The organism is Reyranella soli (genome assembly GCF_007992495.1).
Taxonomy (GTDB): domain Bacteria; phylum Pseudomonadota; class Alphaproteobacteria; order Reyranellales; family Reyranellaceae; genus Reyranella; species Reyranella soli.
Genome location: NZ_BKAJ01000253.1, coordinates 1 through 9,652, shown reverse-complemented (window position 1 = coordinate 9,652; position 9,652 = coordinate 1). Strand labels below are relative to the sequence as shown.

Sequence of the window (9,652 nt, the reverse complement as noted above, 5' to 3'; positions counted from 1 at the left end):
CTGGCCTGAGTACGACGACAAGCCCAGCGCGGGACCAATGGATGGCCTGCAATGAGCGACAAACAAGTCCCCTTGGCCGAGGTTTCGCGGCTGAGAGCCGACCGGCGACGGCTCCAGGCCAAAGTCGCCATACTGGAGGCGGAGAATCACGGATTGACGGCCGAGAATGCGCGCCTGATCTCGGCACTGCAACGGCGTCCCAGTGAACGAAGAGAGGGACAGTGAATTTGTGGGCGCGACTGCAGGCCGAGAACTGGAAAGCCGCGCGGATCACGGTCTGGCGCCCGGCGGCTCGCCCCTCGGTGAGCATCCGGAGCAATGAGCCATCGGGACACAAGCATCGTGGCCAAGACGGGTGGGGGAGGCGTGCTATGGCCCGACCTTTGGTTTTTGCAAGCCGCCTGCGTCCGGTGTTCTCTGTCCGACTTCCGTGGCGAACTTGTCCAGCGCGCTGCTGATGGTGCCTACCAGCGCCATATGATCGCTGAAAAGAGTGCTCACGTCAGCATCGCTGGGCGGCGGCAGGGGTGGCTCAAGGCTCTGCAAAAGAAGCGCGTGACGTTTCTCCATCAGACTGAGCAATTGTTTGCTCGATGGAGCCGCGTCCTGCCCCAGGGCAGCCTTGTAGTCGATTAGGGCAGACTTCGCTTTCAGCAGGGCATTCGCGGTGCTTCGCATGGCTTTTTGAGAAGCCTTCCATGCTCCAGCTCTACCTGCCTCATCCTTCGACCGCATATAATTCTGCAGACTTTCTAGCATCGCCTCCTTGTAGCCGCCCATTTTGCGCAAGCTTAGGACCGCTTCGGCGGCCTCTTTAGGTGGTAGCGGTGAAGGCGGCCAAAAGCGATGCCAGATCGCGACCGAGAACTCGCGAAGCGTAGCCACATTCCTTACTAACCCAGCGAGGGCAGCTAACACTGCGAGGACGGCGGCACCGACGATGAAGTAGTCCTGCTTCTGAAGCGCCGCGATCCACTGGGATATCGTTTCCACTCACCCTCCCTTCTCATCAGCGACTACAACCATAGCAGGCAATGGGGTTACACGGCCAGATTGCCTCTTGAATTCAGTAGAGGGGCAGGGGGCGCTGTCCTAGTTGTGTGGGCGGTTGCTGGCGTACAGGAGCGCGCCATTCTTGCCGACTCCTATCGATTAGAGCTACAGATTCTGTAGCGACGAAGTAATCAGCATCCTATAGTGCACGCTCAGTCGCGACTCGCGCGCGACTTGGCCTTCCGCAGAGGCATCGCCGTCGCCGGGCAGTAACGGGCGCTTCGCATCCAACCGGCCGCACAGGTGGGCTCGCAGCATGTCGCTGCCGAGCAAATCCCAATGTGCGCCGACTATGCCGCCGCTGAATTACGACATCGACGCCCCTGGTCCGAGAAAGCCTCGGCCGATCGCATCGTCGCCATTCTGGATGGGGTCGAGCGACGCGAATGCCACGCTTGGCTTCAGCATCGCCCCGCCGTCTGATCAGGGCTTCAAGATCCCCACCCCGATGGGGTGGATGACGCCCGAAAGGCTAGGGGTCTACGCGAACAGCATGGCGCCCAATCGTGAAGCGCTGTCCGCTTTGATGGGTATGCCCGTGGATTTGATAGCGGGCGGGGCGCGCCTTCTCGGCGCCAAAGGGATACCGGGCGATATGGGTCAGGCGGACCCGATCGTGCAGGTGATCGACAACATTGCGCGTCCCGGCATGCCTCATCAGCCGCAGTGGAAGCCAAGCGCGGACGTGCCGGGCGGTTCCGAAAACCTGCTTCGCTTGATTAACCAGTATATCCCTCCGGGCGGTTTGCTGTGACGGCCACGCTTCCAGATTACTCACGTCTTCTGCGGCACAACCGCGTTGGGCTCATGTATAGCGGCGGCAAGGGAAGCGACGTCTTGCTAGTTTCGCCCGTTCCTCGAGGGCATCACGGTCTATCACGGCGACCCTGGAGACCTCCTGCCGGAAGTTTCAGAGCACGTCGCCCAAGTAGCGGAAACGATCCCGCACGTTGTCCGCATCGAGACGGACGCGCCGAGCTGGATCCGCGAGAATGCGACGCCTAGCGACCTCGTGCCGGCGAGCATGACGCCGCTGGGCCGGATGAAGGATGGCGGCAGGCGCAACGTCGTCACCATGGCCGAGTGTTGCAATGCCAACCGTTGGCAGCCATGGGCCGATCGGCAAAGGGCGGACGGTATTACCCTGTCCATCATGGGCCAGCGTGACGAAGACACGGCGCATCCGTTGGCGCCTGACGGTTCCGAGCGGCAGGGCATGGAAATCTGGCAACCGCTGTCGGTCTGGTCGGACACGGACGTGTGGGCCTATATCAAGGCACACGGGCTCCCTGTCTCGGCGCACTACGCGCGCGGCGGCGCTCGGCAGATGCACAGTCCCGAATGTGCCCGCTGCCCGGCGAGCTAGGATGAAGGCAGGGGCGACTATCTGGGGCGGTATCCTCCCGGCCTTGCCGCAGACTACAGGGCGCATTTGCGAGCGCACGCCGAGGACATCGCGCCCGCGGTCGATCGACTGCATACGGAACTCCAGCGGCTTTCAATGGCGCGGCGGTCCGCATGACCTACTCGCTTATCATCCGAGAGGGCGACCGAATTGGCGTTGGTGTCGCTACTGCCGTTCCTGGGGGAGCGCGACAGGTGCCTGTCGTCATGCCGGGCCGCGGCGCCCTTTGCGTACAGGGCCAGCCAAATCCGTTCTGGCGGCCCTATGGCGCGATGATGCTCAGCGGCGGTGCCAGTGCCGAGTCCATCGTGCGAACGCTCGTGCCGCCAGATCCTTCGGGCGACGTTCGGCAATTGCTGGTGCTGGGCAGTGATGGCCGTTTCGCAGGCTTTACGGGCGAGAGTTGCGGGCCGACAGCGCGTGACATCATGGGAGATGACTTCGCCGCTGCCGGGAACACGTTGGCGAGCGTCGATGTATTGCGCGCGATGACCGACGTAGCCAGCACACCCAATGCGCCATTGCTTTCGCGGCTCTTGCACGCGCTCGAGGCGGCCGAGGCTGCCGGAGGCGATGCGCGAGGCACGCGCTCGGCCTGTCTTGTGATCGATGGCCATATGTTCGCGGTGGACGATCAGGGCGAGCCGGCTCGCGCATTGGCCCACATGATAGCGGCAGCCTCTACACCGATGCGCGGCGGGATGATGCACCGCCAGATGAATGAACGCGCGACCGCGCGCGCTGTCGGCGCGGTCAGCTAAAGAGGAAGGAATATCATGGCGTCTATGAACATCAAGCCGCACACCGTGAAAGAACTCGACCGCTACGGCCCGCTTGCCGTCCAGCCGTTGCCGCCGTCGTCGCCTGTATGGGACGGCGCCGAGATCACCACGTCCGACGCCGCTGCTCTGCAGGCACATTTCCGCCGAGAGATTGCGCCGTTGATCGAGGCGATGTGCACCGCCGACCCGGCTCGCTATTTCGAGATCCTTGCGAGCATACGCCCGCATCTTTTCCCCGAGATCTAGAGGAGGCCGCCCAAATGGACATCGGCGCAAGTAATTGGCAAGAAGATGACAACAGCAACAGCACCCCGTCACCGGACGGTTTGCCCGAAGGCTGCGCACCTTCAGGCGTGAACAATTGGGCGCGCGCGACCATGGGCGCCATCAAGAGATGGTTCAACTGGTCGATCCCGAAAACCACGGCCGGCACCAGCACGGCCTACACGCTCACCTATGGCGTCGCGCCCGGCGCCCTGGTCGACGGGATGACCCACTTGGTGCAGTTCAACGCGACCAACGGAGCAGCCGCGACTCTCAATGTGAACAGTCTCGGAGCGACTCCGCTCTACACTTACACTCCTACCGTTGGCTGGGCGGCGGCCCCTGCGGGAGCGCTCCCGGCCAATGCAATCTCTCGCGTCGCCTACCACAGCAGCAGCTGCACCTATCGTGTGCTGGACCTGAGGGGGGCGAACACATGGACCCCGGCCGACGGCAGCGGGGCGGGACTCACGTTCACCAGCGTTTCCGCATTCTATCAAGTCATCGGAAACATGGTGTTCGCCTACTTCACGCTGACGTTCCCGAGCACCTCCAACGGAGCGAACGTTATTATCAGCGGCTTGCCGGTCACCGTGCCGAACCAGAACTATGCTGTGATCGACTCGCCCGTGGGCGCGAACACCGTCTCGACGGGCTACACGTTCCGAGCGGTCAAGAATACAGCCACCTTCCAGATCATCAACACATCCTCTGGCCCGTCGATCAACTCGGCATGGAGCACCGCTACCATCCAGGGATGCATCGTGTATCCGATCTCGTGAGTGGTCTACCTGCGGCTGGGGCCAACGCCGTGAGGCCGATCGCATCAGCCGGTGGCGATGTCTTAGAACTTCGGCCCCGAGATCACTTCGAGATATTTGGAGCCGCTCCATTCCCCGTCATTGTTTTTGTACGACAGCACTGGGCCGCGTCCGAGAACATCTTCCCAAGAATCGACCTTGAACAGCCCTAGGAAGAAGCATTTTCCTGGGTACGAGTCAGCAGCGACACCGCCTTGGTACACCAAAGTAGATCCGCCAGGGTAAGGATCAACGTACAGAAATTCCGTGGCTGCTTCATTGCAGCCGACGATTAGCACCGTGTGACCGCCCATTCGGGTCGCCTGCAGATGCCCGTCCTTCAACATCCTGGAATTGGGATCGGTGGCACAGCCGACCATGACAGGATGCCCACCCTTCACATGCTTGGAGATGGCCTGCCTCGCCTTAAACATTACATTGGAATCATACTCTATGTCGTCGCGGCTCGTAATCTTACTTATGGGCTTGTGGTACGAGGAGTCTTTTTCAAAACTGTGACTGATTACCTTTCCAATCAAGACTTCGCCGCTGGCCTTGGCCACCTTCCCGCAGGCGAGCGACGACTGCATTTTTGCGACATTCGCATCGTTGAGCTGGTTGAAAAGGTTGTTGGTATTGCTGTGAAGCAAGCGTTGGAGCTGGTAAAGCAGGGATGGATCGGAACCGCGGCCGACATCGGCTAAAAGATCCTTCACCATCCCCTTGTGATACCTGAACTCCCCCGCCAGCACCTTGAGGGGACTGCTGATGGCTTTGTCCTCGCCCTTCCCACTGATTGTGGCTGCGCCTTCGCCCACCGCTTTTACGGCGAAGCGTCGCTTGCTGATAGTGAACGGCTTGTCGGTGCTGGGCCGATCGACAATCCTAACCTCGACGGCTCCTTGCTTGTCCAGCTGGATGTCAGCGGTTTTGCCGTCGGCACCCGTCGAACCCCACTGCTCGAGTACGATCTCCTTGCCAATGTGGATCGCGATCTTCTCATTGTCGAATCCCTCAGCCCAAAGTCTCGTCCCATCGAGCAACTGAAACTGACTCATGCCGGTCTCCTTGCGTCGTCGCTCGGGCCGTCCCTGCTTGATGGCAAGTCGTTGCCCTGTAGCAGGGGCAGTGCTGACGCAGACTAGGAGTCGCCCACACGCAAATCCGCGGTCTCCGTTCTTGCCCCCAGTGGGTCGAAACTGTGCGCACCGCGAGACGTGCCGAATGTGATTAAAAGCACACTCGGCGCCACCCTTGGTGGGAAAGGCGGTCCACCAGCAACGCGGCGGTGCGCCTTCATTTCGACACACGCCGTACCAGTCGTGAGAGGGGCCTGATCAGCTGCAGAATCGCGGCTAGGGCCGGATTTTTGAGTCGTACAGCGTTTTTGGCCTCTGGCTGGATCCCAGGACTCGCCGGGCCGACAAAACGCGCCTGTGAGTCAGATTTTGACTCAGGCGGGCCTTGCCATTCGACCGCGACGGCCGAAGGCCAGCGGCGGTTTGCCACTTTCGCAAAGGGCCCACTAGCGTAAGTCGTTTCTAGCCGCGGGCGAGAGATTTGCCACTAACTCACCGCCTTCACCTTCGGAGGTGAGTTTCACTTGGGCCGCGCGCGGCTGCGCGCCACAATGCTTCTCGAGACTTCGCGCACGCATTCGATGAAGATCGTGGCTGCGGGACTCAGCGTGCGGTCCCTCAGAGTCACGATGGCCGTGGAAACCATCGACGTTCGCGGCAGTTTGATCGGAAGCGTCTTCAGATAGAGATCACGGCCGCCGAACTGCACGATCGAGCCTGGCAGCAAAGTGATGAACCGTCCGGTAGCGGCCAGCCGGCAACAGAGGTGAATCGACAGTGTCGTAAGCGGGGTGCAGGGCATGTCCAATCCGCCCGCACGAAACAATTCGGCGACAGCGGCGCCCGGGAAAGTGTCGGGCGGCGGCAGGATCCAGAGCTCGTCTGCAAGATCGGCCAAATCCAACCTGGAAAACCGCACCCATTTGCTTTGCTTTCCCGCGACCACGACCCGCGGGTCGCTGAGGAGGGGCTCCACCACCAGGTCTTCCGCGGAGAAGTTTGCCGGCGTCCATCCCAGCAACAAATCGATCTTCCGTTCGCGCAGTTCGCGATAGTCGAACGTGCCAAGTACAGTCTGCGCGACATCCAGGCGAATTCCCGGATGTCGCCGCGTGAAGCGGTCGATCACGGCCGGAAGCAGACCGGCCGCCATGCTTTCCGAACTGCCGATGCGAAGCTGCCCGACGGTCGGATTGGCAAGGAACTCGAGTTCCTGAAGACCCTGTGTCAGCTCGTCGAAGATCGTCGTGCCGCGCTTGAGCAGCGCGCTGCCAAAGTGGGTGGGCTCTATGCCGTGGCGGCCGCGGTCGAGAAGCCGGACGCCGAGCGTCCGTTCCATGTCCGCAATTGCCCTAGATACAGCAGGTTGGGAGATCGCGAGATCGGCGGCGGCCTTGGCCATACTTCCCCGTCGCGCGACGACGAGCAGAATTTGTAGATCTCGCAGTTTGAGGCGGCGTCGTGCCTGGTCGATAGACTGCATGCCCAACCTATCAAAATGGTTATGTCAATCTACTAGGATAGCATTGGACGGTTATGTCCATCTTGAGCATTGTTCGGAAATGTCAGTCGCCACCTCGAGTCAGCCCATGATGACGCGTCGATACTGGATGGCAGTATCAGCCGGCAGCGCCGCCATTGCCGCCGCCGGCTTTGTGCCGCAGGGCCTGGCACAACCACGCGTGAAGGTCGCGCGTATCCTAACGGGCTACATGCCGGGGCTGCCCGATGCCGCGGCGAGGCTCGTCGCCGGCCAGATGAGGGAGTACGCATCGTCGATGGTGGTCGAGACTCGGCCGGGTGCGAGTGGCCGCGTGGCGGTGGAGGCCGTGAAGTACGCCAGCGTCGATGGATCGGTCATTCTGTTTGCGCCGCTCGGTTTCATCACGCTGTTTCCACATGTCTACAAGACGCTGAGCTACCAACCGCAGGACTTCATTCCAGTGTCGACCGTCGCCTCATCCGCGAATGTGCTAACGGTTGGCCCGAAGGTGCCGGGCGACGTCAGGACCCTTGGTGACTTCGTTGCATGGTGCCGGGCCAATCCGAGGGACGCCACATACGGGACGGCTGGCGTTGGAACCTCACTGCATTTCATCGGCGCTATGCTGGGCCGCATGGCGGGCTTCGAGTTCGTCCACGTGCCGTACCAGGGCAGGGCGGCCGCTCACGACGTCCAAAAGGGCACTATCGCATCGGCCATCCTGCCGATCGGAAGCACCCTGGGACTTGTCGAGGCCGGGGCGCTTCGTGCCCTGGCGACCACCGGCCCGCACCGAAGCTTGTTTCTTGCCGATGTGCCGACGATGGCCGAAGCTGGCTATCCGGAGCTCCAGGACGTTACATGGTTCGGCTTTTTTCTTCCGGCCAAGACGCCCACCGATATCGTCGAAAGTCTAGACGGCGGCATCCAGGAGGCTCTGCGTGCCGACGAAGTCAAATCCGGTATGGCGAAATTGTCGGTCGAGATCGACGCCATCTCCAAGGGAGACTTTGCCCGCCTGATCGCATCCGAGTCTGATCGTTGGAAGACGATCGTGCAGGCGACCGGATTCGTGCCGACCGATTGACTGCGCGTCGCAAGTCAGTCGCCGCTTTTGAGTAGCCTCTCCATCCTCCGGTAAGTGGCGTCGTCCATCCGCGAGAAGGTCTTTGCGGCTCTGCCCAAGGTATTATCCCTGCTTGATTCCGGCTTGATCCTTATCTGGGACGGGCAAGTCGAACTTCTGGCCATTGCGCCGCGCGGACATCGTTCCTTTGAAGATACCAGGAGCGACGCCGATAGCCTCTGAAGCGGCATCAACGAAGGCCGCAGCGTTCTCTTCTGTTTCAAACGCGAAGCTCAGTATTTCATGGTCGATGACCTTCTCTGCGAGCGGTACGGCGGGCTTCTCTGTCTCTGCGAGCGCATGCGCCGTTTTGTCGTCTTCGAGAGTGCCGTTGTGGGCTGCTCCGACCTCTTTAACCTTTTCCGCGTTCACCTTGTTGACGCGGACCGTGATTTCAATCGTTTCCATGGTGCCTCCAAGTGCTGGGTTATCGGGGCTGAGCAACGACCGTGGCGCCGAAAGGTAAAACGGGCGGCCCTTTCGATGGTCGGTAACTCAGCTACGCTGTAGGCCTCAAGCGGTTGCTGAGACAGGGCGCGGCTGGCGGCTAGATCGACGCGAGGCCTATGTTTGTGTGACTCAGCGGTCCTATTGCGGCCATCCATCCTTCGGATGTCCGTTGCCGGCCGGTAACGATGCGCGCTGATGACGTACAATCGCTTCTAGGTCCAGGAGAGTGAACGTCTTAGGCCGTTTTGCAGGCTCGGGCGTGGTCTCCGCTGCCGAGTTCTCGGCCGCATCGAGTGCTTGATCAGCCGCGTCTAGAAGACATTTGGTCAGGCATCCAAGAGCGTCGGCTAAGTGGTTGGCGCACCGATAGCGAAGGGGCGTCGCCGCCTCCCTGTGTTTTTGCAACAGCCTTTCGACTCGGTCCAATCGCTGAGTCAGCTCTTCCTTCCTTATCTTTCCGTTCGGCCAAATCGTGTGCATTTCAACTCGGGCGGATACGCTACGGGGGATTGTTCGCTTTGCAGGATCGCTTATACCGGATCTCGCTCTTCCATCTCTCGTTCGAGGGCGGTCTCTACGCTGTAAACGGTGTCGCTGAGCATGTCGTCTGCGTAGTCCATGGCGTATTCGACGTCTTTGGGCCGGATCGCGTGCTTCTGGGCCAGCTTGTCCAATACCTGTCGGATCTCGGCCTTGGCGTCGCTTACGTCAGCGCGCAATTCCGCGAGCTGCAAAGCAGGGTCACGCATTGTCCTGACCCAGCGGTAGAGGTGCGGTAGACGGAGCTGGATTCCCATCACGCAACCTTTTTGCGACGGCCCGAGGCCGGCTTGGGTGAGGCTTTGTTTGCCGCTCTTGGCCGCTTTTGTAAGGGAGCCTTTCCGGCATCGCCCAAGCTGCGCTTCAGGGCGTCCATGAGATTGACCACGTTCGTTTCGCCGGCTTCGGCCGGAGCGACCTTGATGGGGCGCCCCTTCATTTTGCGCTCGATAACCTCGCGCAACGCTTCCTCGTAGCGGTCGACAAAACGGGTTGGGTCGAAGTGGCCGCTTTGCTGCTCAATAATCTTTTCCGCAATTTCAAGCATGCGTGGATCTGCTTTTGGAAGGTCCACAGGACCGATCTCGCTCAGGTCCCGGACCTCTTCGTGCGTGCGCAGCGTCGTCATCAGGATTTCGTCGTCGCGTGGCTCAAGAGCACAGATTCTTTC

Annotated in this window: 11 protein-coding genes and 1 pseudogene; 6 read left to right on the top strand and 6 right to left on the bottom strand. The window is 60.9% G+C overall.

Annotated features, from left to right (window positions below; all coding sequences use genetic code 11):
• Positions 1-369 precede the first annotated feature (369 nt).
• Positions 370-993, bottom strand: coding sequence for a hypothetical protein (locus RSO01_RS44475; protein ID WP_147157058.1), 624 nt, complete (start codon positions 991-993; stop codon positions 370-372).
• A 316-nt stretch (positions 994-1,309) separates the two neighbouring features.
• Between RSO01_RS44475 and RSO01_RS44470 the strand changes: the two genes are divergently transcribed.
• The 5 genes from RSO01_RS44470 to RSO01_RS44450 all read left to right on the top strand — a co-directional run bounded on the left by RSO01_RS44470 (position 1,310) and on the right by RSO01_RS44450 (position 4,286).
• A complete protein-coding gene (locus RSO01_RS44470; RefSeq protein WP_147157057.1) occupies positions 1,310-1,807 on the top strand; it encodes a hypothetical protein in 498 nt (165 codons plus the stop codon).
• 270 nt (positions 1,808-2,077) lie between these two features.
• Positions 2,078-2,419: a phosphoadenosine phosphosulfate reductase domain-containing protein gene (locus RSO01_RS44465; protein ID WP_373868002.1), complete on the top strand. Its 342-nt coding sequence runs from the start codon at positions 2,078-2,080 to the stop codon at positions 2,417-2,419.
• A gap of 152 nt (positions 2,420-2,571) precedes the next feature.
• Positions 2,572-3,219 (top strand): DUF1028 domain-containing protein, encoded by a 648-nt coding sequence (locus RSO01_RS44460; RefSeq protein ID WP_147157055.1) that lies wholly within the window; start codon positions 2,572-2,574, stop codon positions 3,217-3,219.
• Positions 3,220-3,243: 24 nt separating this feature from the next.
• Complete coding sequence (locus tag RSO01_RS44455) at positions 3,244-3,486, top strand: hypothetical protein (RefSeq protein ID WP_170303839.1); 243 nt, start codon at positions 3,244-3,246, stop codon at positions 3,484-3,486.
• 14 nt (positions 3,487-3,500) lie between these two features.
• Complete coding sequence (locus RSO01_RS44450; protein WP_147157053.1) at positions 3,501-4,286, top strand: hypothetical protein; 786 nt, start codon at positions 3,501-3,503, stop codon at positions 4,284-4,286.
• Between the two features lie 62 nt (positions 4,287-4,348).
• On the opposite strand, the gene RSO01_RS44445 is transcribed toward RSO01_RS44450, so the two are convergent.
• Both RSO01_RS44445 and RSO01_RS44440 read right to left on the bottom strand, forming a co-directional pair.
• Entirely contained in the window at positions 4,349-5,362 is a 1,014-nt protein-coding gene (locus tag RSO01_RS44445; RefSeq protein WP_147157052.1) for a C39 family peptidase, read from the bottom strand.
• Positions 5,363-5,903: 541 nt separating this feature from the next.
• Positions 5,904-6,866, bottom strand: coding sequence for a LysR family transcriptional regulator (locus RSO01_RS44440; protein WP_147157051.1), 963 nt, complete (start codon positions 6,864-6,866; stop codon positions 5,904-5,906).
• Between the two features lie 79 nt (positions 6,867-6,945).
• Here RSO01_RS44440 and RSO01_RS44435 point away from each other — a divergent pair, with 79 nt between their 5' ends.
• Positions 6,946-7,953, top strand: a complete 1,008-nt coding sequence (locus RSO01_RS44435; protein ID WP_246159233.1) for a tripartite tricarboxylate transporter substrate-binding protein — start codon at positions 6,946-6,948, stop codon at positions 7,951-7,953.
• Between the two features lie 102 nt (positions 7,954-8,055).
• Here the strand turns inward: RSO01_RS44435 and RSO01_RS44430 are convergent, their stop codons facing one another.
• The 3 genes and pseudogenes from RSO01_RS44430 to RSO01_RS44420 all read right to left on the bottom strand — a co-directional run.
• Positions 8,056-8,400, bottom strand: coding sequence for a hypothetical protein (locus RSO01_RS44430; protein ID WP_147157049.1), 345 nt, complete (start codon positions 8,398-8,400; stop codon positions 8,056-8,058).
• Between the two features lie 572 nt (positions 8,401-8,972).
• Complete coding sequence (locus RSO01_RS44425) at positions 8,973-9,239, bottom strand: hypothetical protein (protein ID WP_147157048.1); 267 nt, start codon at positions 9,237-9,239, stop codon at positions 8,973-8,975.
• Positions 9,239-9,652 (bottom strand): annotated as a pseudogene (locus RSO01_RS44420) (non-homologous end joining protein Ku); the annotation flags it as partial. The pseudogene RSO01_RS44420 and the gene RSO01_RS44425, both read right to left, overlap by 1 nt.